The following is a 25,033-nucleotide window of genomic DNA, read 5'->3' on the forward strand; positions in this document are numbered from 1 at the left end:
AAAAGCAAAACTAACGGACACCGAGCGAAGTCGAGGTGAAACTTAATAAAATTTGGCTACTGGCAGAATTGCGGATAGACACATTGGGTTTCCCGTGCAAATTAGGATTCTAAACTTTAAAGCTGAAAAATGGGTTTTCTAGAAAAATTTAGGATGAAAAAGAAAGAACTAAAAAACTTCGAAATTAAGAAGTCTGAATCCGAGTGGGAAGAAATTTTGGATCCCCAAGCCTATCATGTACTTAGGGAGAAAGGCACTGAGCGAGCGTTCACGGGTCAATACTATCTCAACAAGGATACAGGCATTTATGAATGTAAAGGATGTGGAAATGAGATTTTTCATTCCTCAAAAAAATATGACAGCGGTTGCGGTTGGCCAAGTTTCACCGAACCAGTCCGTCCTGAAGCCATTGAGGTGAATATGGATTATAGCCATTTCATGATCCGAGAAGAAATTGTATGCGGTAAATGCGGCGGGCACTTAGGACATCGTTTCCCAGACGGTCCAAAAGATCAGGGAGGTATCCGTTATTGCATAAATTCACTGAGTATGGATTTTAAAAAAGGCTGATTTTTTTTAGATTGAATTTGAATTAATCCAATGAAGTCATGACAAAAGAAGAAGCGATTAATAATACAATGGTCATTCTTGATAAACTCCCTTTGGAAAAAATTCAAGAGGTGAAAGACTTTGCGGACTTTATACTTAATAAACTTGAGGAGCAAACCTTAAATCTTGGAATCCAAAAATTGGTTGAAGAAGGAAAACCCTATGAATTTTTAAAGGAGGAGGAAGATTTATATACAGTAGAAGATTTGAAAGTACGATATAAATGAAAAAGGGGCACCTTGTTTTAATTCCTTTTCCTTTAATTGAAAATCAAATACAGGATTTTAGCTCGTAAATCGTAAATCAAAACTCGTAAATCAAATAATTCCTTTCTCCGGATGTCTCCCAGTCACCGTCCTTCCGAAGGCTTTTAATTCTTCAATTTGACCATCAATATCTCCATTAGGATAGATGCATGGTCCGATTCCTGCTTCCTTCTTTTTATAATCTAAATACCCAACTACTACTGGAACATTTGCATCAAGTGCAATATGATAAAATCCTGTTTTCCATTTCTTTACCGCATTCCGCGTTCCTTCCGGCGTGACCATAATCACCAATTCTTCACGGGCATTCAGCATGCCGACCATCGCCTCGGTGTAGGTTTGTTTTCGCCCTCCCGGCACTCGCTTTCGGTCAATAGCAATCGCACCTAATCCACTCAACAACCAACCCAAAGGACCTACCATCGCTTCTTTTTTGATGGTAAACCGAACGGGAATATCCATCAGGAAAAAAGCAGCTCGTGCGTAAAGGATATCCCAATTGGAGGTGTGAGGGACAGCAATTAAAACTGCTTTCTTCAAGCCTTCAGGCCATTGATTATTAAGAGTCCAACCGGAAATCCAAAAAACGAATCTGGAAAGAACCTTCATCATACTGTTATCTTTTTGGTGATGGGATTTGCTAATTCTAAAATAGCGGGATTTTCTTCAATTACTTTCATGGTTTGATCATAGCCAGCCTGAAAAAGTTCAGAACCTTTTTTGATATCAAACACGCCATATTTCCCTAATCCAGGCGCCTCAATGAAGAAATCACATTTTGACTTTCTGCTGTAGACATTGTAATTCATAGACATAATCACTGCCCGCTCGATCAGCTTTTTCATATTGCTGATGTTGCTTTCTTCCGGCAAATGATTGCAATTGACTCCTATGACAAAGTCACAAATTCCTTCCAAGGGTTCTACAGGCAGGTTGTTCAACACTCCCCCATCCACTAGGTATTTATTATCTATTACAATAGGTTCAAACATCCCGGGGATGCTGCTGGAGGCCATGATTGGCTTAATCAATTCGCCCTCGTCAAAGTAAACAACCTTTCCTCTTTGAATATCTGTTGCCGCCACTGCCAGAGGAATCTTCAGCTGTGCAAAATCATCATGCGGAAGGTAAACCTTATACAGCTCTCCAATACTTCCCATTTTCAGAATTCCATTCCAAGAGATCGCTGGACGCATAAACTTGAAATAATTCGTTTCCACGATGATTTTGAGAATCTCTTCGGGTTGGTATCCTTGACAAAACATTGCTCCGACAATTGCTCCTGCCGAAGTTCCGGAGACTTTCGCCGGAACAATCCCAATCTCGCCTAAAGCCTTCAATACCCCCAGATGAGAAATCCCCCGTATTCCTCCCCCGGATAACGCGATTCCGACTTTAACCTTAGATTTCATCGACTCTGAAGGTTTGATCCAAACGAACTCCCTTATCAGTCATCTTCACCGTGCAGCATTCATTTACGGGATCATGTTCGAGGAATAGAATGTATTCTTCTCTAGCAGCCTCTTCCAAAAATGCTTGTTTCTCACTCATAGTAAGCAAAGGCCTCGTATCATACCCCATCACATAGGCCAAAGGTATATGACCAACTGACGGTAATAAATCCGCAACAAAAACAATTGTTTTCCCTTTGTATTGAATCTTAGGTAGCATCTGCTTATCGGTATGACCATCAGCAGTGATAAAGTCAAAACCTGGAAAAAGACTTTCTTGACTCAGGTTTAAAAACTGTAATTGTCCCAATTCCTGCATCGGAAGAATGTTTTCTGTAAGAAATGAGGCTTTTTCCCTTGGATTTGGAATGGTTGCCCATTTCCAATGCTCGGCATTTGACCAGTATGTTGCTCTTGGGAAAGTCATCTCATATTGACCATGTGAACCATAACTCACTCCACCTCCACAATGGTCAAAATGTAAGTGGGTCAGGAAATTGTCTGTGATTTGATGAAAATTTACTCCAAGCCGATGGAGATTTCCTTTGAGCGAATCTTCTCCATGAAGGTAATAATGAGAGAGAAATTTGGCATCCTGCTTGTCTCCTATTCCATTGTCAATCAGCACAATTCGATCACCATCTACTACCAAAAGACTTCGCATGGCCCAAGTACAGAGGTTATTTTCGTCAGCGGGATTTGTCCGTGACCAAAGGCTCTTCGGCACCACACCAAACATGGCCCCTCCATCCAATTTGAAAAATCCGGTATTGACGCTGTATAATTCCATTTGGGTTTGTTTTGGGTAAAAAACTAAAAGCAACCTTATAGGGTATAAGATTGCTTTTTGGTTTATTCAAGGTTCACGCGTTTCCGCAATCTTTTATTCTTGTTCTGACACTTCGACTTTCCGCCACGGCGGACAAGCTGCTCAGTGTGACAGCAGTCGAAGCATATAATTTTAATTCATCATTCAACGACAACTCCCATTGCACAAAACTTGTCAATGCGAGATTCGATTCGCTTTTCAGGCTTTTGCTTGTCTAATTCTTTTAATGAATGAAGGATGGCATCCTTGATTGTTTTGCCCATCCACTTCAAATCTTTATGTGCTCCTCCAAGAGGTTCAGGGATAATATCATCGATCAGACCATTGCCCTTCATATCTTTTGCGGTAAGCTTTAATGCCTCAGCTGCCTGCTCTTTGTAATCCCAAGATCTCCAAAGAATAGAAGAACAAGACTCAGGAGAGATTACTGAATACCAGGTATTTTCCAACATAAAAACTCGGTCTCCAATCGCAATCCCCAATGCTCCACCAGATGCACCTTCTCCGATAATAATACAGATTACAGGAACCTTTAGCATGAACATCTCTCTCAGATTCCTTGCAATTGCCTCACCTTGACCACGCTCTTCAGCCTCCAAACCTGGAAAAGCTCCCGGAGTATCGATCAAAGTCACGATTGGTTTTCCGAATTTCTCCGCCATTTTCATCAATCGAAGTGCCTTACGATATCCTTCTGGATTTGCCATCCCAAAATTTCGCTCTTGTCGCTGCTTTGTATTTCTACCTTTTTGCTGACCGATGAACATAACGGTGCGACCGTCAATATCTCCTAAACCACCAACCATCGCCTTGTCATCTTTTACGCTTCTGTCTCCGTGAAGCTCAATGAAATCGTTGGTGATTTCGTAGATGTAATCCAACGCATAAGGTCTATCAGCATGTCTGGAAAGTTGTACGCGCTGCCAACGAGTGAGATTTTCAAAAGTCTCTTTTTTCAAAGCAAGAATCTTTTCTTCCAAGGATTTGATATCACTGGTGAGGTCTATGTTTCGACCTTTTGCCAGGTCTTTCATCTCCTGAAGTTTTTGCTCTAAATCAGCAATGGGTTTCTCGAATTCTAATACCATTTTGTTGATTTTTGGGAATGGCAAAGATAAGGATATCTCTCAATGGGCAATAAAAGTGCGATAAGGAATTGGAGATTGGGGCCTTTGGAATTAATTCAAAAATGATTGAAAACTGTCAAAAAAATGGCTTTATGAACTTCTAATGAATTGACTTTCAAACCAATTCGCAACATCGTTGGTGCTGGATGATGAAAGAATCCATACTAAGCCTAGAAATTAAAATTATGGTGATTAAAAGTGAAAATCTAACCAGCCGAAAACGTCCAGAACTTCTTTAAAGCAAAAAAACCTTAGATTTCTCTAAGGCTTTATGCGGAATGGACGGGACTCGAACCCGCGACCTCCTGCGTGACAGGCAGGCATTCTAACCAGCTGAACTACCACTCCGTTTTATTTATTCTTTTCGAAAGTTGAACTTCGAACTAGTGACCTTCCCGAGAAATCGGGACATTCTAACCAGCTGAACTACCACTCCGTTTTATTTATTCTTTTCGAAAGTTGAACTTCGAACTAGCGACCTTCCCGAGAAATCGGGACATTCTAACCAGCTGAACTACCACTCCGTTTTATTTATTCTTTTCGAAAGTTGAACTTCGAACTAGCGACCTTCCCGAGAAATCGGGACATTCTAATCAGCTGAACTACCACTCCGTTTTTTTGTCCTTCTCGTTTGAAGTGATGCAAAGGTAGGTATTTGGACTTTCCCTGCAATATCTGCTTCGAATATTTTTAGATGTTTCCCTTATCTGGTTCTATTTCAAAGAAATAATTTTTTGAAATACTGCCAAAAACCCTTTAAACTTTGGTTTTATACGGCCGATTGATCCACCAAGACATCCACATTGGAATGTAACCACAGCAAAGAGGCCGGAAATTGAGTTGAGATTTCCCCTTTTAATAGTTTTTGAAATGCTTCTTTTTTGCCAGATCCAGCGATAAACAAGATTATTTTCTTGGATCGAAGAATCTCCCCTACTCCCATGGTCATTCCAAAAGTTGGTGGTTGTTTCACCGTTTTTATCATCCCATTATTAAGTGTGGATTCTGCCAAGGTGGCGATGTGGAAATTTGGTTGCAAGAACTCAGCAGGTTCATTCAGTGCGATATGCCCATTGACTCCTATCCCTAGGATACAGATGTCAATCGATTCCACTTCGAGAATAGATTTCATTCGTTCACATTCGGCTTTAGGATCTTCCGTAAACGCATCAAAAGTCAAATAGCGCTCGTCCGAAATTCCAAGTGGCTTTATAAACTTGGTCTGAACATCAAACTCTGAAGTAAATTCGGATCCTTTTTCCAATCCACCCCATTCATCCAGTTTTATAGCCTTCAGTTGGGAACAGAACTCTGAATTGGATTTTTGATGCTCGACCATCTCAGCATAAAACCCTGAAGGAGATCCTCCACTAGCCACACAAAATAATAAATTAGGTTTCGCTTCGATTTCAGACCTTACAATCTCAAATCCCGCTTTGCTCATTTCTGAGAAATTTGAAAAATATTGAATGTTCATAAATCAAGAATTTGTATTCGTTTTTATAATCAAAACTGATTATTAATTTGATTATCCACTTCTTCGCCAGTAGATCAAAATGGCCTTGTTTTCCTACCACTGCAGGCTGCTCACCAACCGGATTACTAGTTATTCAGGGAAGTAAAAGAACAAAACTAACGGACACCGAGCTCTAGTTGGTGAACCTATGAAACCAAGTCTTGGTGAAACTTAATAAAATTTGCTTATTAGGAAGACATGGGTTTTATACATATTACCTATGACTACCCAATATTTTTTCATTCAATTAGATGTGCTTAAATTAAATGCATGGAAAACAAGGATGTCCGCTGGAAGCAACGGTTTCAGAATTTCAAAAAAGCATTCAATCAATTGGAAAAGGCTGTTAACACTCCTGATTTGAATGAGTTGGAACGGCAGGGTCTGATCAAAGCTTTTGAGTTTACATATGAATTGGCTTGGACTACTTTGAAAGATTATTTGATTGAAAAGGGATACACAGATTTGATTGGCTCAAAGGATACCCTTCGACAATCTTTTCAAGTTGGTTTGATTTCCAATGGAGATACCTGGATGGATATGGTTAAAAGCAGAAATCTGACAGCCCACACCTATAATCAAGACACTGCAGAATCAATTGAGGAAGATGTTATTAATCAGTATTATTCGCTATTTAAGCAACTGATCACAAAGCTGGAAGAAACTCAATGACGCCATTCACCCTACAAGAAATCTCCGCATCCGAAATGGGATTAAAAGATGAGCAATTGGAAGAAATCAGGAGCTTTGCACGAAAAAATCCTGCAATTGAAGAAGTGATTTTATATGGATCCCGGGCTAAAGGAAACTATCGGCCCGGTAGTGATGTGGATTTGGTCTTGGTGGGAAAGGGCCTCAAACTAACAGACCAACTCTCCTTCTGGAATGATTTGGATGACAGTTATCAGCCTTACTTTTTTGACGTCGCAATCCTTCACCAAATCCAAAATGATTCCCTTTTAGAACATATTAAACGTGTCGGAAAAAGGATCTATAGAAGTACCAATTAAATCTCGATTTTAAGAGTTTTTGAAAAGCTATCCCATTGACCGTCCTTCCTTCAACGTGTATCCAAAGCTGACTTACTCCATACGGTACTTTCACAAAGAATACTTACTGCCAAACTACTGCCAACTGACCACTGCCACTGCCTACTTTCCCTCCCTCGGTTCCCGAGTACCCTCAAACAACTCATACTTCAACAATCGACAATCTATCGTTCCGTTCCAAAATTCAATTCTACGGCTTGCCTTGAGTCCAACTTTTTTGGCCAGCTCCAGATTTCCTGTAAAAATATAGCCCCGATAACCAGCACACTTCTGCTTCATGAAGTCTCCCATCCGCTTATAGGTGATTTCCAATTCCTCATTCTCTCCCAATCGCTCTCCGTATTCCGGATTGAACATGATCACACCTCGCGGCTTTTCAGGGATTTCCGTCTCTGCAAAATCACAGGTTTGGAATTCGATCAGGTGATCCACACCTGCAAAAGCAGCATTTTCCATGGCGAAGGAAATTGCCTGCAAGGAAATGTCCGAAGCGATAATTTTGACTTCTGTTGCCTCCACGATTTTGCTTTCGAGCTTTTTCTTTTTGGCCAAAAAAGCTTCCTCCTGATATCCCAAAATATGCTGGAAAGCATAATGTTCGCGGAATAATCCCGGATAACGTTTAGTGGCCATGAGCGCCGCTTCTATAGCCAAAGTCCCGGAACCACACATGGGATTGATAAAAGGAACCCGGGTGTTCCATTCTGTGGCATAAATCGTCGCTGCCGCAAGTGCTTCCATCATCGGAGCCTTTCCTGGAATTTTGCGATAGCCATGCTTGGCTAAGGTTTCACCCGAAGTATTCAAATAGACTTGTGCTTGGGTTTCTTTCCAATACACCTGAATCACCAAACCTGAAAAATCAGAGCCTGAATCCGGTCTTCTCCCTTTCAAGTCACGAAACCGATCTACTATGGCATCTTTGACTTTGACATTCACAATCAAGGGAGTCGTGATCGATTCATTTTCAGCTACCGAGTTCACAGAAAAGTATCCATCCACATCCAAATACTCTTCCCAAGGAATGGCTTTGAACTTCCGATAGATGTCATCTGCATTTTGGAGGTAAAAAGATTTAAGCTCAAAGAGCACATGAGAGGCAGTTCGCAAGTGTAAGTTTAGATCCATGCAGTCTTCCAAACTTGCCTGCAATTCAATGCCTGTTCGAATAACAGAAGTCGGCACAAAACCCAATTCTCGAACTTCCTTCTCTAGATAACTGACCGAGCGATCCTTACATGTGATAAAAACTTTTCCTTTTTGGTTAAAATCAAGCATGCACAAAAGTAAGAAAGACCTTTGGGAGTTTTCCGATTAAAAAGCTCCAAAAGACCATTAATCCTCTTTTAGTAAGAATAACTCGCAATCGATTCCGTAAATTGGAATTCAGATTTGTTGCCCCTGCTGGCTTTTATCTGGAATTTTAGCCTAACCCAAAACAAAAAATTCATGCAAAACACCCTAAGAAAAAGCCTTTTCGCCCTCGCTGGTTTAGCCATGTTCAGTTGCTCGCAAGAGAATAGGACTGAAGACAATTGGACAGAATTATTCAATGGCAAAGACCTCAGCGGTTGGAAAGTCGTAGCCGGTACAGCGCCCTTCGAGGTCGTAGGTGATGAAATCATCGGAACATCTGTTGCGGGTTCGCCCAATACATTTTTGATCACGGAAGCCACCTATGGCGATTTCATTTTGGAACTTGACCTCAAAATAGAAGATATCACAAGTAATTCAGGAGTGATGGCCCGTGGTCAGTTTGACCCCGCAGCAAGAGATGGGAAAGGCCTTGTGTTCGGTTACCAAATTGAAGCAGATCCAACAGAAAGAGCCTGGTCCGGCGGAATCTACGACGAAGCACGTAGAGGTTGGCTTTATCCTTTGGAATTAAATCCTGCTGCAAAGTCGGCCTTCAAAATGGGGGAATACAACCATTACCGTATTGAAGCAATTGGTGATGAGCTCAAAACCTGGATCAATGGACAGGAAGTTGCCTATGTGGTTGATGATATGGACAAAACCGGTTTCATTGGCCTTCAGGTGCATAGCATCCGTGATTCTACAATGGCAGGAAGAAAATCCTACTTCAAGAATGTAAAAGTTCAAACCGAAAATCTAGTGCCACAGCCTTTCACCTCTGACTTACCAGTGGTCAACAACAGACTGAATTCCTTAACAGATTATGAGATCGCCAGTGGATGGAGATTACTTTTCAATGGTCAAAACAGTGACGGATGGAAAAGTGCAAGACGAGAGGGGTTTCCTGAATCTGGTTGGTCTGTGAAAGACGGTATTCTAACTATTGCCAAAACTGACGGAAGCGAATCACAGAATGCAGGTGACATCGTGACCAAAGAAATGTTCTCGGCTTTTGATTTAGTTTTTGAATTTAAGTTGACAGAAGGAGCAAATAGTGGTTTGAAGTATTTTGTGACCCTATCTGAAGGTAATAAAGGCTCCGCAATCGGCTTGGAATACCAGATTTTGGATGACGAAAAGCATCCTGATGCAAAAATGGGAATTGCCGGAAATCGGACCTTGGCTTCACTTTATGACTTGATCAAAGCAGATAAGCAGCCTAGATTCATGAAGCCAATCGGCGAATGGAATAAAGGTAGAGTGGTTGTTCATCCTGACAACAGAGTTGAACATTATCTAAATGGAGTCAAAGTCCTGGAATATGTAAGAGGCTCTCAGGAATACAAAGACTTAGTCGCTGGAAGCAAATACAAGATCTGGGAAAATTTCGGAGAAGCTGCCGAGGGTCATATTCTACTTCAAGACCACGGCGATGAAGTGAGTTTCAAAAACATCAAAATCAAGACACTTAATTAATTTTATAGATAAGCGCTATTCTACCAGTAGACAAATATTCCATAGGTTAGTGGGGCTGGAAGACCGGAGACGGATACTTCGACTAAGCTCAGTACAGGCGACCGAAGATGGTCTGAAAAGTTAGAGTTGTCCCATTTCCAAGAACCGTTTTGCTATTCTGGCAAAGAAGCTGATAATCAAAAATAATCCCATCGACAAATGAGTAAGCAAAACAGAAGAGAATTTATAAAGAAAAGCGCAGCTGCTACTTTGGGTATCTCAGCTTTGGGAGCAATTGGCTGTTCGGCTAAATCCTACAACAGAATCATCGGAGCTAATGATCGCCTGAATGTAGCCATCGTGGGATTGGGTAGAAGATTGGGCGCATTTTATGAGCCAATAGGCCTGGCTTCCAGCAATGTAAACTTGCTCTACATCTGTGATGCGATGCAATCTCAGATGCCAAAAGCAGCCAAAAACTTCCAGAAACACATTACTTATGCTCCCAAGCAGGAGCAAAACATCATGAAAGTCCTCGATGATAAAGAAGTGGATGTCCTGATCAATGCTACGCCGGATCATTGGCACGCACCCGGAACTTGGTTGGCATTGGAGCGAGGCAAACATGTCTATGTGGAAAAGCCTTGCTCACACAATCCTCGTGAAGGTGAATTGCTTATTGCCTTGCAAAAGAAATACAACAAGGTGGTACAGATGGGTAATCAGCAGCGATCTGCTCCTGAGAGTCGAGAAATCATCGCTGCAATTCACAACGGCGCCATCGGAAAAGCATTTATGGCAAAAGCTTTCTACAGCAACAACCGAGGTGCTGTTCCAAATCCTAAAGCTCAGGCCGCTCCTGCAGGTTTGGATTGGGAGCTTTTCCAAGGCCCTGCTCCGCGTAAGCCTTACATGCACGATACATGGGATTACAACTGGCACTGGTACGGTTGGGATTATGGTACTGCCGAAACCGGAAACAATGCTACCCATGAACTTGATGTCGCTCGTTGGGCACTTCAAGTGGATTATCCAAGTGAGGTGATGGTAGTGGCTGGTAAAATGCACTATCCGGAAGATGGCTGGACCATGTATGACACCATGGATGCAACCTTCAAATTTGGTGACAATAAGATCATCCAATGGGATGGAAAAAGCCGAAACAGCTATAAAACCTATGGGTCCGATCGAGGAACGATTATCTACGGAACGGAAGGTTCTGTGTATGTGGATCGAGGCGGATACAAGCAGTTTGACCGAAGCGGGAAACTCGTGAAGGAAAACATGGGCGGTGGCAGTGAAGGCGGAACCCAACTTGGTGGCGGAGGTGACATGAGCACCACACATGTGGTCAATTTCTTCAATGCTGTCCGTGGAAAAGAAAAACAAAACTCCAACATCGAGGATGGTGCGGTTTCCACACTCCTTTGTCATTTGGCAAATATCAGCAGCCGAACTGGCGAGACTTTAGCCTGCGATCCTAAAAACGGCCATATCCAAAACTCCGAAAAGGCAAAAGCACTTTGGACTCGTGAGTATGAAAAAGGCTGGGAGCCTTCAAAAATCTAAATACGTAAACAAAAATTGGTTTTCTTAATATCAGACACCTGCTTTCGATTCGATGGCAGGTGTTTTTTTTAGGTGTTTTTCACTAGGAAGCAAGCTCTCTTCAAAGATCTCATGAAGATTTTTCTCCCTTTCGTGAAGTCATCTGCCTTTTTCATGAAAAGGATCTGAGTCAGTAAGAACGCACTGCTACTTTCGTCCTTGTAACAAAACTTATATCATATGACAAGAACACTACTTAAAGGATTGAACCTCATCCTTCTCTTATTCCTACTTTTTTCCTGTGTGCAGGAGACCGGAACAAACCAAGACTTATTGCTTGAACAAGAGGAAGTCTTTTACGCAGAATTAATCCCTGTGAATGGAAATAAAAGAATTAAGGCCGATTTTGAAGCTGTCCCCAGAAGATGTCGGGTGGTCAAGCGCTACAGAGCAAAAGGAGAAGTTTATCGAGTAGAAGCCGAAGTGGAAAATAATGGAACTTTTTCCAGTTATACGCTACTCGCAGTTTTTGATAAAAATGAAAATGGAAGTAATCCCCAAATCAACCCGATCAAGTTAGCTCCGGTCAAATCAAAAGGCAAAAACGGAAAAGATATTGAAGTACATAGTCCAGAATTTGGCTTCACAGGCGACACAGATGGTCAAACCTATATTTTTAGCTTGGACTTTATCAAAGATGGTCAAACTGTCTATTCCCAAAAATACAGTATTACTTTCAATGAAGATGGAAAGAACAAAGAAACCGCAGTTGGGAAAGAGGTAATTGTTGAAAGTTATGATGTGATTTTAACTGGCATCGGGTCCGACAAGCTGAAAATTGTGAAGGAAGTTAAAACCATCTTAGGGTTAGGGATTAAATTCAATGATATCGATGCCGAAAGTTCGGATGAGGAGATTCTTAAGCTGATCAGTAATACCCCTTACAAATTGAGAGATAATGCTCCTGAGAAAGAGGCTTTAACCATTCAGAACATTCTTCTGTCCGCTGGCGCAAAAGTAGAACTAATCAAAGATTAAGACTTTCCATTTTTTGGTGATTTTGGACTTTTCAGATTTATCCGCTTCGGATTTACGGAGCGGATTTTTTTAGACCTGCCAGGTTTCTAAAAACCTGGCAGGTTTAAATCAATTTAAATCATAAATCACAGCCGCTCCATTCCCATCGCTTCCAATAGCACCGCTTTTTTCTCAGTAGACAGCGAAAGACATTCCCCATCAGACATGATCACCTCTCCCCCATTTTCCTTGGAGATCTTCTGAATTTGATCCAGATTGATCAAATGACTTCGGTGAATTCGCATAAATCTCCCAAGGGTCAATAACTTTTCAAACTCGGATAGCCGCTTGGAAATGGTGATTTTCTTTCCACCTGTGAAATAAAAATGCGTGTATGATCCATCTGCTTTGAGGTAGATAATCGATTTTAATTCAATCACCTGCATCCCTTCTCCTGTTTGGAGGATGATTTTGGTGATTTTATCGGATGGGTTCTGCTTGAGTATTTCCAACTGCACTTTTTCCGTAGGAGTAAGTTTTTCCAAAGCACGGGCAATCCCCTCTTTTTGGACTGGTTTGAGCAAGTAATCAAAGGCTGAAAGCTCAAAAGCCCGTAGCGCATATTCCTGGTAAGCAGTCACGAAAACAAGCTTACTGGGAAGTTTTCCCTCCGGAAAAAAATCCAAAACTTCCAATCCTGAAAATCCCGGCATTTCGATATCCATAAACACCACATCAGGCTGGTATTTGTGAATCAATTTAATCCCATCCGGGAGGTTTTTAGCTTCGCCAATAACTAAAACATTTGGAAAAAACTCTTCCAAAATGCCTCTTAGTGACAATCTGGCTATGGGTTCGTCATCGACGATCAGGGCGGTAATGGGCTTATTCATGTAGATTGGGCAGGGTGAGTGATACAAGAGTGCCGGAAGGCTTCCCGCTTTGATCAATTAAATCTAGGATCGAATAGGTGATCTCCTTCCCAAAAAGCTCCCGGAGTAACTCCATGCGCGAATCAATGGATTTGATGGCAAAGGATTGATGGCCGATTCGTTTTGAATTGATTTCCTTGGAAGCTTCTCGACCGATTCCATTGTCCTCAATGACTATGAGCAAGGAATCGTGGTTAGGTTTAGTTGCAATTTTTATACTCAAGCATTTAGCCCCGTTTTGATGAAGTAATCCATGTTTGATCGCATTTTCTACAAAAGGCTGAATGATCAACGAAGGAATTTTGATCTCCCGAATATCAATGTTATCCTCCAAATCCAGTAAAAATTCAAAACCATCCTCAAATCGAACAAGCTCCAATTCAACATACAGGCGAATCAGCGACAGCTCTTCTTCCAAAGTCAAAAACTGACGGTCAGATTGATCGAGCGTTTTGCGAAGCAACTGAGAAAATTTCCCAAGATAATCAGCTGCAGAGGCTTTTTGATTGGAATAAATATAGCCTTGGACTGCATTTAGGACATTGAAAAGAAAATGTGGATTCATTTGGCTTTGCAGTGCTGTCAGTTGGGAACTGAGCAACTTTTCCCGGAAGACTTGACGACGCCGGAGTCTTCTTTTATACTTTTCCAAGTAAACAAATACCAACACCCCAAAAAATAGGATGGTTAAAATAAAAAACCACCAAGAAAGCCAAAAAGGACCATCAACCTTGAACGGAATCTCTATAACTTCTGAAATAGATTGATTGACATTTGCTCTTACTTTGAGGGAGTAATTTCCAGGGGATAGAGCCGGAAAACTGATTTGAAAATCGGGAGATTGAACTGAAATCCAATCGTTTTTACCACCATTTCCAGACAAGATATATTCAAGTTCCTGCCCTCCCATTCCACTGAGATGGATGACTTCAAAATCAAAAACAAGATTCCTAACTTGGTGTGGGAATTGCAATTTTCCCTGCCAAAGCTCTCCATTAGCTGTGGTTTTTTCTAATTCTAAGATTGGTGAAGGAATGTTTAATTCTTTGTCAGGAGCATACTTCAATATTCCTTGGGAAGTTCCAAACCAGATTTCATTCCCATTTTGGATAAGGTCATAGACCAAAATCGTCCGAAAATAATCCGAAACCTGATTTCGACTTGCTTTCCCAGTTTTGGAGTCTAACGTAAAAATTCCAACATCTGTGATCATCCAAATCAAATTATCTCTTACGAGAACTTTCCGGACTAAATTAGATTCCAAACCACTTTCACTTCTATACTGCTCGACCAATTCCCTTCCATTTACTTTCAAAAGACCATTCTGCTGAGTTCCGATCCAGAGATTGCCTTGAGAATCTTCCCGCATCGAATTCACCAAAATCGGATTTCCGTCCTTGGAAAGAAGCTGAGAATGTTCACCTTCCTGATCGTAGATCATCAGTCCGTCCACGGTTGCGAAATAGTAGAGCTGATGAAACTTGGAAAAATGAACTGCACGCCCCGCTCGTTCACTAATTCTTAGCAAGGGGAAGTTGTGCTGTGAAAAAGGTACAACATTGAACCTCCCTCCAAATGAAATAGAAGCAGTATCCTTTAAGCTTTGGGAAAATAAACCATGCAAGAAATTATTTGCTATCAGATAATTATTGCTATCATCCAGTGTAATTCCTCTACCAAAGTAGTTTGGGTGATTTTTTCCCTCCAAATCAAAATAACCTTGGGAGTAAAATACTCTGGAGTTCTTTACGTCCGGAAATACAAACAACACTTCACTGTTATTTTTTGAGTCAAATTCCCTGACTAGCGACCCATTGGTATCCATCCAAAGTACCTTCCCTGAGTTAGTACCTGCGAAAACGCCAAGTATCTCATCTTTAAATAAGCTTAGAAATTTTGTGTTTGGAAAATTGTTTTCGTTGGCATCAGTGAAGCTGATATTTTCGGAAGCGATCATCTTCAATCCATGGTCCAGCGTGCTAATCCAGATATTCCCAGAGAAGTCTTCCACCACATCTGAGGCCCTCACACCATTCAGAATGACTTGATCCACTTGCTTAGTTTCTTTGGAATATCTAAATAGTCCACTGCTACTACAAATCCATAACTCCTCTCCGGCAACGCGTGGAAAATAGAGGTTTGTATTCGCTGGTATTGCAGGCGTTTCGATCTGTTTTTGATTTGACAGGGAATAAATCTTTCCATTTAAGGTTCGATCCAATGCAAATAGCTCATTACTCAAAATTGCCCCTTCGCTAAAAAGCCAACTGGGATCAGCAGGAGCAATACCTCCCCGTTCTATATCCTTGACTTTTCCTCTTTTAAAATAATAGAGTGAGCTATCCTTATCCTCAAATACTGAAAGAAACAACCCAAGAGATGCATCTGAACTCTCTATAAAAACAGTTTGATCTGATTCTGGATCAAATGAAAAAAATGAATTCCCTGAAGCCAAATAGAGTTTTTGCCTATGAATGGCAAACTGACGGAGATTTCCAGTTTTCGAAAGACTTTCTTGCAATGCAGGAACAAGTCTTAGGGTATCGTTTTTTATGAAGAAAACCTGATTAGCCAAGTTTTTACACCAAATTTTTCCGGATTCATCTTCGATTATGTTATCAAAGTTGGTATCTATAGAGGCATCAGACTGGATTTTCCTAAAGGTCTTCCCATTATATCTAAATATTCCTGAGTTGGTCCCGAGATACAAATGGCCTTTGGAACTTACTGCCAAATCATAAACTGTCTTGGTTGGCAATCCCTCTTGAATAGCAATAGACCTAATAAAAAACTGATCTGATTGACTAAAGGAATCGATTTCGAAAAAGAATAGTGTCGAAAAAAAAAGGTATACCGCGGGACTAATTCCTGCAAATTTTTTCATTCTTGCCAGAAAAATATTTTTTAATCTACGGGTAAACAAGTAGCTGTTGGGGAAATGGCTCTATTTACTCCTAACATAAAACAAAATTCAGAAAAAAAAGGTGAATTCTTATCAGTAATCCAAAATGAAATCGACTTGTTTAAACTAATTAATTATTTTAATTTTCATGTTTTTTTTGAAGAATCTGAAATATAAATCACTTGAATAGGATCTTTTATTCAGTGAATGGATGAGAAACTTATCATCCACATAATATTCTAGAACCTCCCGAATATTCCGAAATTCGCTCGCAATCGATTCCGTAATTACGGGTTTTAATAGTTTGATCATACCTATCCTTCTGTCTACCTTTTACCTGAAGAATTCGATGAATTTTTCCGCTTATCACTATCATAAGCGCAATTTATGTTTGAAACCAATTCTATCTTATAACAATAACCCCTTTACTTATGCGTACAAAATTTTACACCCTTCTATCGGTGGTGTTGATGCTGATGCTCAGTGTAGGTTACACACAAGCACAGAATGTCCAAGTGACCGGGACCGTTTCGGATGAAACAGGATCCGCCCTTCCGGGTGTGACCATTCTCCTTAAAGGTACTACCACAGGCACCACAACAGATTTAGATGGAAAATATTCCATCTCGGGCCCAGCTAACGGCGTGCTGGTATTCTCATTTATCGGATACAATCCAATAGAGGAAACTATTGGAAACAGAGGTCAGATAAACGTAAGCCTAAGACCGGACCTTTCAGACTTAGAGGAAGTCATTGTCGTAGGTTATGGTACGGTCAAGAAGAGTCAGCTAACCGGAGCGATATCTTCTGTAGGAACTAAAGAAATCCAGGAACTTCCGATCACTGATGCCCGACAAGCACTTCAAGGACGTGCCGCTGGTGTTGACGTGACGCAGGCAGGTTCTAAGCCTGGTTCTGCACCTCAGGTTCGTATTCGTGGTCGTCGTTCGTTCAACGCCTCCAATGAACCGCTTTACGTAGTCGATGGTATTCCTACTGTAGGTGGATTGGATGATATCAACCCTCAGGATATTACATCCATGGAAGTGTTAAAGGATGCATCTGCCACAGCAATCTATGGATCAAGAGGTTCGAATGGTGTTGTTTTGATCACAACCAAAAGAGGTAGTGTCGGCAAGACCGTCGTTTCATTTGATTCCTATTATGGCTCCAATAAAGAGTTAGGAAGAATTGAGGTATTTGACGGGCCAGGCTTTGCTGAGTATAAAAGAGAATCCAGAAGAGCCACTGGAAGATATCCAGAGGGTCCTGCTACAGCTGACGCTGATGCTAAAATCTTTGAGCCTATCGAATTAGAAAGTATCGCCTTAGGAAGAAGCACCGACTATCCAGCTGGATTATTGCGAGATGGAAATATTCAAAGCCACCAGATTGGAGTCAGTGGAGGAAGTGATAAAACCACCTTCTTCGTATCTGCAAACTACTTCAAAGACGTGGGTATCATTTACAATCAGGACTTTACGCGCTATACTTTCCGTATAAACTTGGATCACGCTATCACGAGCAAGATTAAAATAGGAACATCTACCCTATTCACTCGTAGCGATAGAAATGGTGAAAATTTCAATCCATTGGGTGGTGCCTTAGCTGAAAACCCACTTGGAAAGCCTTATGACGATGATGGTAATTTGATCTTCTTACCAACTACCGATGGTTTAAGAACCAATCCGTTTGCAGAGATTGTACCCGGTGCCATATTGGATGAAACCAGAAGATACCGTGGGTTTACCAGCTTTTATGGTAGCTGGGATATTGCCAAAGGTTTGAATTATCGGGTGGTTTTTGGTCCTGATCTGTCCGTCAGGAGATCCGGTCGCTTTACCGGATCCCAAACCAATGCAAGAAGAGGGGGACCTCCTACAGGAAGTATTTTTGAGCGTTTTGAATTTAATTACACTTTGGAAAACATTGTGACTTACAATAAGACAGTCAATTCTGTTCACAACTTCAATATCACAGCACTTCAATCCTTCCAACAGGACAGAAGGGAAGAAACAAATATCAGTGTATTGGGTATTCCTGCTCCTTCGCAACTTTATCATCGACTAGGTGATGCCGCCCAGATTACCGGTGCCAATACCAACCTAATTGAATGGTCTCTTCTATCCTATATGGGTAGATTAAACTACGATTACAAGGGAAAATACCTTTTGACAGCTACTATGAGGGCAGATGGTAGTTCTCGATTCGGTGAAAACAACAAGTTCGGTTATTTCCCATCTGTTGCTTTTGGCTGGAACATGCATCAGGAGTCCTTCCTGAAAAATTCAAACAAAGTGGATTTAATGAAATTCAGAGTGAGCTACGGATCTATAGGAAACCAGGCAATCAACCCGTATCAAACTCAGGCTTTGTTGGGAAGAACATCCTATGCATGGGGTAATACAGCGGCTTTTGGATTTAGACCAAATACTATCGGAAATCCGGATTTGAGATGGGAAACATCCACAACCTTCAATACAGGTTTAGACTTTTCCTTCTTTAAAGGACGTGTCATGGGTAGCTTAGAATATTATGTCACCAATACTTCTGACCTCCTCGCCCCTCAGCCTCTTCCTAACTCTACCGGTTTTGGAGGATTTATAACAAACATCGGTGAGACTCAAAATAAAGGAATAGAGCTTTCTCTTTCTACCTTAAATATTGAAAAAGGTGACTTCACTTGGTCCACCGATCTCATTTTCACAAGAAACAGAGAGCAAATTATTTCTCTACCAAATGGTGATGATATCGCAGCAGGTAGATTTATTGGTAAGCCTTTGACAATATTCTTTGATTTGAGAAAAATTGGAATTTGGCAGACTTCTGAGAAGGACTTGGCTGCATCTTTTGGTGATAAGCCTGGGGAAATTAAAGTTGAGGACTTCAATGGTGACGGAAGAATCAACGCGCTTGACCGTCAGTTCCTAGGTTCAGCCGTTCCGGATTTCTCCATGGGTCTTACCAATAGATTTGCTTTCAAAGGATTTGACTTTTCCTTCTTTGTTTTCACAAGACAAGGATCGATGATTAGATCCCTTTTCCACACCTCCAATAATAACCTATTTGGTCGATACAACAACTTGGCTGTGGACTACTGGACTCCTACCAATCCTACCAATGCCTATCCTAGACCAAACGAAAATCAGGAATTCCCTAAATACAATTCCTCAATGAACCTGTTTGATGGAAGCTTTGTAAAGGTCAGAAACATCAACTTTGGATATACCTTCAATGATTTGACTTTGAAAAAGACTGGATTTAGCAGCCTGAGAGTGTTCAGCAGTATTCAGAACCCATTCATCTTCTCTGAATATCGAAGAGTTCACAAGGGAGTTGACCCTGAAACATTTATGGATGGTGAGCAAGGTGTAGAAGCAGGAGCGATAACAGCTAATGTAACCCCTCCGGTTGTCCAGTTTACATTCGGCGTCAACGTGAAGTTTTAATCTCCAAGCAAATTGAACTATGAAAAACATATTTAATTCATATCAAATCAAATCCTGGATCAAATCAAGTGCACTGGCATTAACGCTTTCATTCGCGTTTTCATGTCAAGATGCCTTACAGGAAGATGTAATCTCTCAAATCGGGAATGATTACCTAAATACAGCAAGTGGATTCCAAGACGGAGTAAATGCAGCCTACACCTCACTCAGATCATGGTACGGAACTGAAAGAGGTAATAATTTCACTGAATTCGGTACTGACATTTATACCAATGGGGCGGATGGTTCATGGAAATTCATGAACACCTATACTAATCAGTTTGATTCTCAAAATGGTCATGTTCGTGAATTATGGGATGAACTTTACAGTGGCATCAACACAGCTAATGCAGTGATAGACCGATCCGCTAATGTAACTGGAGTGAGCGAGGCCATCAAAAAGCAACGATTAGCAGAAGTGAAATTTATCCGAGCGCACCACTATTTTCTATTGGTTCAACTCTTTGGCCCTGTAGATTTACAGCTTTCAGAAAATAAAGTGCCAAATAAGAAAGTAACTCGAGCACCTGTTGCGGCAATCTATGATGCAATCGTTGCGGATCTTCAGGCTGCAATTCCTGATCTTGAGGCTGTCAAAGCATCCAACCAGTTTGGAAGAGTGACAAGACCTACAGCTCAGAACCTTTTAGCGAAAGTATTCATTACTCGAGCTACTTCTGAAGCTGCCAAGCCTACGGATTTTGCGAGTGCGGAGCCTCTTCTTAAAAGTGTTATCAATGACTACGGCTTCAGGCTTCTGTCCTCCTACAGCGAAGTCCATCAGTTTGGAAATGAGCGAAATGACGAATTAATTTGGTCAATTCAGTACACTCGGGATCCCTTGACCAATGGAGGAGGAAACAATTCTCACGTGTTTTTCCTAATGGAATATGACGTTCAGGCAGGTATGAGAAGAGATACGCAGAATGGTCGTCCTTTCAAAAGATATCGATTGACTCCTTATGCGCTGAACACTGTTTTTGCCGACAGAGTTAACGACAGCCGGTACAAAGAATCCTTTATTGATGTCTATTTCTCTAATAGACCAGGCACCTTTAATACCTCCTTTGATCTTTCTAAACCTACAGTGACTTTCGCATTGGGAGATACAGCAATTTATATCCCTGGTTTTGAAATGCCTTTGGCAGAAAGAGCAAAGAAAAAGTATCAGGTCCTAGTACCAAGCCGATATGACGAAAGATTATTTCCTGGTCTGAAAAAACATCTGGACCCAGGAAGAGCTGATTTGACGCAGTTTGAAGGTGGACGTAGTTACCCTGCTATGCGTTTGGGTGAGACTTACCTTCTTTTAGCCGAATCATTATTAAAGCAGGGAAAAGTAGCTGAGGCCACTGAGGCAATAAATATGGTGAGACGTAGAGCTGCATTCCCAGGAAAGCAAGCTGCAATGGAAATCACTCCTGCTCAAATGACCATGGATTTCCTTATGGAAGAGAGAGCAAGAGAATTGACTGGAGAGCAGTTCAGATGGTTGGATTTGAAGCGTTGGGGTGTATTAGTAGAGCGTGTGAAACTTCATAATGCTCAAGCTGCACCAAATATTCAGCCCTTCCATGTCTTAAGACCGATTCCTCAAAATCAAATTGATAGAGCGGAAGATGGTATAACTGCTTTCCCACAAAATACTGGTTATTAATTTGAAGTAGTAAAGACCTGGCAGGTTTTTGAAACCTGCCAGGTCTAAAAAAAAACAGCTCCGAAGTTCGGGGCTGTTTTTCGTTTTTAAGAAACCAAACAAATTTTTAAACTAATCTCTAGACCGCAATCGTCGAAGATCGAATGGTGATTTTTGATGGAATGCTGATCAACTGATTAGGAAGATCAGGCTGTCGAGGCTTGGTGAGCTTCTTGATCAATAGCTTGGCACATTCCTCTCCGATCGTGAAGGCAGGTTGCGTGATAGTAGTCAGTGAAGGAGTCAACAAACCTGCAATACTCAAATTTGAAAAGAAGCTGATGATTTTGAGATCCTCAGGGATCTTGATATCCGTTCTCTTGACCGCATGATAGGTAGCCAAAGCAAGCTTTTCCACTGAAGAAACCAATCCATCAGGTCGATCTTCGGAGAGCAGCATGGTTCGGATTGCCTCAATGTTTTTTTCCTCCTCATGTGCGCAGGTCACCTGCAGAGAAGGTGTAGGAGAAAGACCCGCAGCCTTCAAAGCATCTTGGTATCCTCTGTATCGTTCTTTAGTAATGGACAATTCCTTGGAAAGCATCAGAAATGCGATCTTTCTGCAACCTTGCTGAATCAAATGCTTAGTCCCCTCATAGGAACTCTCATAATCATTGGTGATGAATTTGGTGGTAGGAATCTCCGAACATATCCGATCAAAAAATATCAGTGGAAAACCTCTCTCATGCAGCCTTGTCAAATGTGAAATATCACTCGTCTGACTGGATACTGACATTACTATCGCATCTGCCCGACCGTTCATCAGGAGATTAACTATTTTCTTTTCACGCTCCACATCCTCGTGAGTGCTATACACCAATAAATGATACCCATGTTCTTGGGTTACTTCTTCTATGCCGTCAATTACCTTGGCGAAAAAACTACTCATGCGCTCCGGCATCACCACAGCGATGGTCTTACTCTTGTTTTCCCGCAAGCTTCTAGCAAATGGATTTGGCTGATAATTAAGCTTTTCAGCCATGAATACAACCTTCTTTTTTGTCGCCTCGCTGATCTCGTAGCTATCATTCAAGGCTCGCGAAACGGTAGAAGGAGAAAGCTTCAACTCAGCTGCTAGTGCTTTCAAATTGACTCCGGTACTCATAGGGTTTTGGGTTAATAGTGCTAATTACTCTGTCGAATAAATTCAACTGTCCTAAAATAAGGAAATTTATCCACTTAAATAATATCGCAAACGATTCCGTATTTTAATACCTCTCAGGGACTATTTCAGGGTAAATTTAGCTTAGTAATACATATTCTTTAAAGCCCCTCCTGACCTGCAATATGATCTCAACTCAAACCCAAAATTCGTTTTTGACTGAGGATTTTTTACTTCAGTCTGAACATGCCAAAATACTCTATCACGACTACGCTAAAAATCTCCCCATAATCGATTATCATAATCACCTCCCACCTTCCGAACTAACAGGTAATAGGCAGTTTGAAAATATCTCTAAAATCTGGCTGGCTGGCGATCACTACAAATGGCGAGCAATGCGAACACTTGGAATCAATGAACATTTCATCACGGGAGAAGCTTCGGATCAGGAGAAATTCCAAAAATGGTCGGAGACTGTTCCTTATACCATGAGAAACCCGCTATATCATTGGTCACACATGGAATTGAGAAGGTATTTTGGAATTGATGAATTACTTCATGGGGATAATGCGATGGAGATATATCACCAAACCTCCGAAATGCTTCAAAATCCGAATTTTCGAGCACAAGGATTATTGGAAAAAATGAAAGTTGAGGTGGTCTGTTCCACTGATGATCCATGCGATGATTTAGCAGATCATATCAGTTATCACTCAGCTGATAGGCCGGTTAAACTTTATCCTGCATTTCGACCGGATAAATCCTTTGCAATAGAAAATCCAGAAACCTATCGAGCATACCTCAAAAAATTAGGCTGTGTCGTAGGTTTTGAGATCACTTCCTTTGACAAATTGATTGAGGCTTTATCCAATCGCGTAGATTATTTCCATAGCAGAGGATGTCGACTATCTGACCATGGACTGGAGAATCTGGTTTTCTCCAAAGATGAGCATCTTTCTTCGGATTCCATTTTAGTAAAAGCCCTTCGTGGAAATCCACTCACCAAGGAAGAAATCGAGCATTTCAAATTCAAAACCCTTCAGAAACTCTGCAAAATGTACCACGCCAAAGGTTGGGTGCAGCAGTTTCACTTGGGTGCGCTCCGTAATACCAATACGAGAATGCTTTCCACCCTTGGTCCTGATACCGGATTCGATTCCATTGGTGATTACGATCAGGCAAGTGCAATTGGAGCCTTCCTTAATCACCTTGACTCCTCTGATCAATTGACCAAAACAGTGCTTTATAACCTCAATCCAAGAGATAACGAAGTCCTTGCTACAATGATTGGCAATTTTAATGATGGCTCGATTAAAGGAAAAATTCAATTCGGATCCGGTTGGTGGTATCTCGACCAAAAGGACGGAATGGAAAAGCAAATCAACACGCTTTCCAATATGGGTTTGGTAAGTTGCTTTATCGGTATGTTGACCGATTCAAGAAGTTTCCTTTCCTTTCCACGACATGAATACTTCCGCCGAATCCTTTGCAATCTTTTCGGAAAAGACGTCGAAAACGGTGAGCTTCCTTGGGATGAAAAATGGCTTGGAAAACTCATCACGGACATTTGTTATCAAAACGCAAAAAATTACTTCGATTTCTCTCCAACTAACTATAAACTTTAATGTCGCTAACTAATCTTTTTTCCCTGGAAGGAAAGAAAATTGCTTATTCAGGAGCAACCGGAGTGCTAGGAACAACCATGTCAAAACATCTCGCTGATCAAGGTGCCGAGGTCTTAATTATCGGAAGAACACCGGAAAAAGTAAACCAATTGGTTAACGAAATCAATGCATCGGGAGGGAAAGCTTTCGGCTATTTCGCTGATGTGACCGATGAAGAATCACTTGAAAAAGCTGCAAAAATCATCGAATCACAGCATGGACATATCGATGTCCTGATCAACTCAGCTGGCGGAAATATGCCTGGTGCAGTGATCCGACCAGACCAAAATTTTCTCGATTTGGATACCGCATCCTTAAGGAAAGTGATCGATCTGAATTATCTCGGCACTGTACTTCCAATCAAAGTTTTACTTCCATTAATGCTGAAGCAGAACAAAGGAAACATTCTCAATATCAGTTCCATGGCGGCGACTAGACCAATGACTCGAGTGATGGGCTATGCCTCCGCAAAAGCTGCCATCGACAACCTCACCAAATGGCTTTCTGTCGAGCTGGCACAAAAGCACGGGCCTGAATTTCGAGTGAATGCAATCGCACCTGGTTTTTTCCTAACTGAGCAAAATCGCACTCTTCTTACCGAATCTGACGGCAGCTTGACACAGCGTGGGAATCAAATCAAAACCCACACTCCGATGAATCGTTTTGGAAAACCAGAGGACTTACTCGGTACTTTACAATGGCTTTGCAGCGATGCCTCTGCTTTTGTCACGGGTACGATCATTCCCTTAGATGGTGGATTCAGTGCGTATTCGGGGGTTTAAATTGAGATACACTTCGTAAAATACAATTGAAATACGCTTCGCGAAATAGTTGGAAAGCCAACCGAACCCAATATCTTGATATCAGTTAATTAATTTCTTAATATCCATATTATTAATCCTGGAAATAAGAATCTTACTATTAATAAATATGTATATCCGCTTTATTACCAGTAGATCAAAATGGCCTCGGCTTCGCTCGGCCACCGGATTTCAGGTTATTAAAGGGAGGGGAGGAATATGCGGC

The 25,033-nt window shown here is 41.3% G+C and carries 20 protein-coding genes and 1 tRNA gene; 11 read left to right on the forward strand and 10 right to left on the reverse strand.

The window, feature by feature from the left end:
• Positions 1–153: 153 nt before the first annotated feature.
• Both msrB and ACK4HU_RS21330 read left to right on the forward strand, forming a co-directional pair.
• Complete coding sequence (gene msrB, locus ACK4HU_RS21325) at positions 154–570, forward strand: peptide-methionine (R)-S-oxide reductase MsrB (protein ID WP_409810007.1); 417 nt, start codon at positions 154–156, stop codon at positions 568–570.
• Positions 571–608: 38 nt separating this feature from the next.
• The gene (locus ACK4HU_RS21330; protein WP_409810010.1) at positions 609–836 is read left to right on the forward strand and encodes a hypothetical protein; all 228 of its coding nucleotides are present in this window, start codon (positions 609–611) and stop codon (positions 834–836) included.
• Positions 837–926: 90 nt separating this feature from the next.
• Here ACK4HU_RS21330 and ACK4HU_RS21335 read toward each other — a convergent pair whose 3' ends face one another.
• From ACK4HU_RS21335 to ACK4HU_RS21360, 6 genes are all read right to left on the reverse strand, one after another.
• Positions 927–1,487, reverse strand: coding sequence for a 1-acyl-sn-glycerol-3-phosphate acyltransferase (locus ACK4HU_RS21335; RefSeq protein WP_409810013.1), 561 nt, complete (start codon positions 1,485–1,487; stop codon positions 927–929).
• Positions 1,484–2,287, reverse strand: coding sequence for a patatin-like phospholipase family protein (locus tag ACK4HU_RS21340; protein WP_409810016.1), 804 nt, complete (start codon positions 2,285–2,287; stop codon positions 1,484–1,486). The genes ACK4HU_RS21335 and ACK4HU_RS21340 overlap by 4 nt, the downstream gene beginning before the upstream one ends.
• Positions 2,277–3,116 (reverse strand): MBL fold metallo-hydrolase, encoded by an 840-nt coding sequence (locus tag ACK4HU_RS21345; RefSeq protein ID WP_409810019.1) that lies wholly within the window; start codon positions 3,114–3,116, stop codon positions 2,277–2,279. The genes ACK4HU_RS21340 and ACK4HU_RS21345 overlap by 11 nt, the downstream gene beginning before the upstream one ends.
• A 179-nt stretch (positions 3,117–3,295) precedes the next feature.
• A complete protein-coding gene (locus ACK4HU_RS21350) occupies positions 3,296–4,243 on the reverse strand; it encodes an acetyl-CoA carboxylase carboxyltransferase subunit alpha (protein WP_409810022.1) in 948 nt (315 codons plus the stop codon).
• 313 nt (positions 4,244–4,556) lie between these two features.
• Positions 4,557–4,630: transfer RNA gene (locus tag ACK4HU_RS21355), tRNA-Asp, on the reverse strand.
• Positions 4,631–5,051: 421 nt separating this feature from the next.
• The gene (locus tag ACK4HU_RS21360; protein WP_409810025.1) at positions 5,052–5,759 is read right to left on the reverse strand and encodes a 6-phosphogluconolactonase; all 708 of its coding nucleotides are present in this window, start codon (positions 5,757–5,759) and stop codon (positions 5,052–5,054) included.
• 309 nt (positions 5,760–6,068) lie between these two features.
• Between ACK4HU_RS21360 and ACK4HU_RS21365 the strand changes: the two genes are divergently transcribed.
• A complete protein-coding gene (locus ACK4HU_RS21365) occupies positions 6,069–6,470 on the forward strand; it encodes a nucleotidyltransferase substrate binding protein (protein WP_409810028.1) in 402 nt (133 codons plus the stop codon).
• Positions 6,467–6,808: a nucleotidyltransferase domain-containing protein gene (locus ACK4HU_RS21370; protein ID WP_409810031.1), complete on the forward strand. Its 342-nt coding sequence runs from the start codon at positions 6,467–6,469 to the stop codon at positions 6,806–6,808. Before ACK4HU_RS21365 ends, ACK4HU_RS21370 begins: the two co-directional genes overlap by 4 nt.
• A 141-nt stretch (positions 6,809–6,949) precedes the next feature.
• Here the strand turns inward: ACK4HU_RS21370 and ACK4HU_RS21375 are convergent, their stop codons facing one another.
• Complete coding sequence (locus tag ACK4HU_RS21375) at positions 6,950–8,125, reverse strand: class I SAM-dependent RNA methyltransferase (protein ID WP_409810034.1); 1,176 nt, start codon at positions 8,123–8,125, stop codon at positions 6,950–6,952.
• A gap of 171 nt (positions 8,126–8,296) precedes the next feature.
• On the opposite strand from ACK4HU_RS21375, the gene ACK4HU_RS21380 reads away from it, so the two are divergent.
• The 3 genes from ACK4HU_RS21380 (at position 8,297) to ACK4HU_RS21390 (ending at position 12,244) form a co-directional block, all read left to right on the forward strand.
• Positions 8,297–9,679, forward strand: coding sequence for a DUF1080 domain-containing protein (locus ACK4HU_RS21380; protein WP_409810037.1), 1,383 nt, complete (start codon positions 8,297–8,299; stop codon positions 9,677–9,679).
• Positions 9,680–9,877: 198 nt separating this feature from the next.
• A complete protein-coding gene (locus ACK4HU_RS21385) occupies positions 9,878–11,227 on the forward strand; it encodes a Gfo/Idh/MocA family protein (protein ID WP_409810040.1) in 1,350 nt (449 codons plus the stop codon).
• 219 nt (positions 11,228–11,446) lie between these two features.
• Positions 11,447–12,244, forward strand: a complete 798-nt coding sequence (locus ACK4HU_RS21390) for a ribosomal protein L7/L12 (protein ID WP_409810044.1) — start codon at positions 11,447–11,449, stop codon at positions 12,242–12,244.
• A gap of 125 nt (positions 12,245–12,369) precedes the next feature.
• Here the strand turns inward: ACK4HU_RS21390 and ACK4HU_RS21395 are convergent, their stop codons facing one another.
• Both ACK4HU_RS21395 and ACK4HU_RS21400 read right to left on the reverse strand, forming a co-directional pair.
• Entirely contained in the window at positions 12,370–13,116 is a 747-nt protein-coding gene (locus tag ACK4HU_RS21395) for a LytR/AlgR family response regulator transcription factor (protein WP_409810046.1), read from the reverse strand.
• Positions 13,109–16,039: a sensor histidine kinase gene (locus tag ACK4HU_RS21400; RefSeq protein ID WP_409810049.1), complete on the reverse strand. Its 2,931-nt coding sequence runs from the start codon at positions 16,037–16,039 to the stop codon at positions 13,109–13,111. Before ACK4HU_RS21400 ends, ACK4HU_RS21395 begins: the two co-directional genes overlap by 8 nt.
• Before the next feature lie 449 nt (positions 16,040–16,488).
• Here ACK4HU_RS21400 and ACK4HU_RS21405 point away from each other — a divergent pair, with 449 nt between their 5' ends.
• Both ACK4HU_RS21405 and ACK4HU_RS21410 read left to right on the forward strand, forming a co-directional pair.
• Positions 16,489–19,506: a SusC/RagA family TonB-linked outer membrane protein gene (locus ACK4HU_RS21405; protein ID WP_409810052.1), complete on the forward strand. Its 3,018-nt coding sequence runs from the start codon at positions 16,489–16,491 to the stop codon at positions 19,504–19,506.
• Between the two features lie 19 nt (positions 19,507–19,525).
• Positions 19,526–21,202, forward strand: a complete 1,677-nt coding sequence (locus tag ACK4HU_RS21410; RefSeq protein WP_409810054.1) for a RagB/SusD family nutrient uptake outer membrane protein — start codon at positions 19,526–19,528, stop codon at positions 21,200–21,202.
• 118 nt (positions 21,203–21,320) lie between these two features.
• Here ACK4HU_RS21410 and ACK4HU_RS21415 read toward each other — a convergent pair whose 3' ends face one another.
• The gene (locus ACK4HU_RS21415; RefSeq protein WP_409810057.1) at positions 21,321–22,346 is read right to left on the reverse strand and encodes a LacI family DNA-binding transcriptional regulator; all 1,026 of its coding nucleotides are present in this window, start codon (positions 22,344–22,346) and stop codon (positions 21,321–21,323) included.
• Positions 22,347–22,528: 182 nt separating this feature from the next.
• Between ACK4HU_RS21415 and uxaC the strand changes: the two genes are divergently transcribed.
• Both uxaC and ACK4HU_RS21425 read left to right on the forward strand, forming a co-directional pair.
• Entirely contained in the window at positions 22,529–23,968 is a 1,440-nt protein-coding gene (gene uxaC / locus ACK4HU_RS21420; protein ID WP_409810060.1) for a glucuronate isomerase, read from the forward strand.
• Positions 23,968–24,789 (forward strand): SDR family oxidoreductase, encoded by an 822-nt coding sequence (locus ACK4HU_RS21425; RefSeq protein ID WP_409810063.1) that lies wholly within the window; start codon positions 23,968–23,970, stop codon positions 24,787–24,789. The genes uxaC and ACK4HU_RS21425 overlap by 1 nt, the downstream gene beginning before the upstream one ends.
• Positions 24,790–25,033 lie beyond the last annotated feature (244 nt).

Origin of the sequence: Algoriphagus sp. (genome assembly GCF_046296635.1) — a bacterium.
Taxonomy (GTDB): Bacteria; Bacteroidota; Bacteroidia; order Cytophagales; family Cyclobacteriaceae; genus Algoriphagus.

Coding starts and splice junctions, on each gene's coding strand:
- msrB (WP_409810007.1), top strand. CDS start 154: ATGAAAAAGAAAGAACTAAAAAACTTCGAAATTAAGAAGTCTGAATCC.
- ACK4HU_RS21330 (WP_409810010.1), top strand. CDS start 609: ATGACAAAAGAAGAAGCGATTAATAATACAATGGTCATTCTTGATAAA.
- ACK4HU_RS21335 (WP_409810013.1), bottom strand. CDS start 1,487: ATGATGAAGGTTCTTTCCAGATTCGTTTTTTGGATTTCCGGTTGGACT.
- ACK4HU_RS21340 (WP_409810016.1), bottom strand. CDS start 2,287: ATGAAATCTAAGGTTAAAGTCGGAATCGCGTTATCCGGGGGAGGAATA.
- ACK4HU_RS21345 (WP_409810019.1), bottom strand. CDS start 3,116: ATGGAATTATACAGCGTCAATACCGGATTTTTCAAATTGGATGGAGGG.
- ACK4HU_RS21350 (WP_409810022.1), bottom strand. CDS start 4,243: ATGGTATTAGAATTCGAGAAACCCATTGCTGATTTAGAGCAAAAACTT.
- ACK4HU_RS21360 (WP_409810025.1), bottom strand. CDS start 5,759: ATGAACATTCAATATTTTTCAAATTTCTCAGAAATGAGCAAAGCGGGA.
- ACK4HU_RS21365 (WP_409810028.1), top strand. CDS start 6,069: ATGGAAAACAAGGATGTCCGCTGGAAGCAACGGTTTCAGAATTTCAAA.
- ACK4HU_RS21370 (WP_409810031.1), top strand. CDS start 6,467: ATGACGCCATTCACCCTACAAGAAATCTCCGCATCCGAAATGGGATTA.
- ACK4HU_RS21375 (WP_409810034.1), bottom strand. CDS start 8,125: ATGCTTGATTTTAACCAAAAAGGAAAAGTTTTTATCACATGTAAGGAT.
- ACK4HU_RS21380 (WP_409810037.1), top strand. CDS start 8,297: ATGCAAAACACCCTAAGAAAAAGCCTTTTCGCCCTCGCTGGTTTAGCC.
- ACK4HU_RS21385 (WP_409810040.1), top strand. CDS start 9,878: ATGAGTAAGCAAAACAGAAGAGAATTTATAAAGAAAAGCGCAGCTGCT.
- ACK4HU_RS21390 (WP_409810044.1), top strand. CDS start 11,447: ATGACAAGAACACTACTTAAAGGATTGAACCTCATCCTTCTCTTATTC.
- ACK4HU_RS21395 (WP_409810046.1), bottom strand. CDS start 13,116: ATGAATAAGCCCATTACCGCCCTGATCGTCGATGACGAACCCATAGCC.
- ACK4HU_RS21400 (WP_409810049.1), bottom strand. CDS start 16,039: ATGAAAAAATTTGCAGGAATTAGTCCCGCGGTATACCTTTTTTTTTCG.
- ACK4HU_RS21405 (WP_409810052.1), top strand. CDS start 16,489: ATGCGTACAAAATTTTACACCCTTCTATCGGTGGTGTTGATGCTGATG.
- ACK4HU_RS21410 (WP_409810054.1), top strand. CDS start 19,526: ATGAAAAACATATTTAATTCATATCAAATCAAATCCTGGATCAAATCA.
- ACK4HU_RS21415 (WP_409810057.1), bottom strand. CDS start 22,346: ATGAGTACCGGAGTCAATTTGAAAGCACTAGCAGCTGAGTTGAAGCTT.
- uxaC (WP_409810060.1), top strand. CDS start 22,529: ATGATCTCAACTCAAACCCAAAATTCGTTTTTGACTGAGGATTTTTTA.
- ACK4HU_RS21425 (WP_409810063.1), top strand. CDS start 23,968: ATGTCGCTAACTAATCTTTTTTCCCTGGAAGGAAAGAAAATTGCTTAT.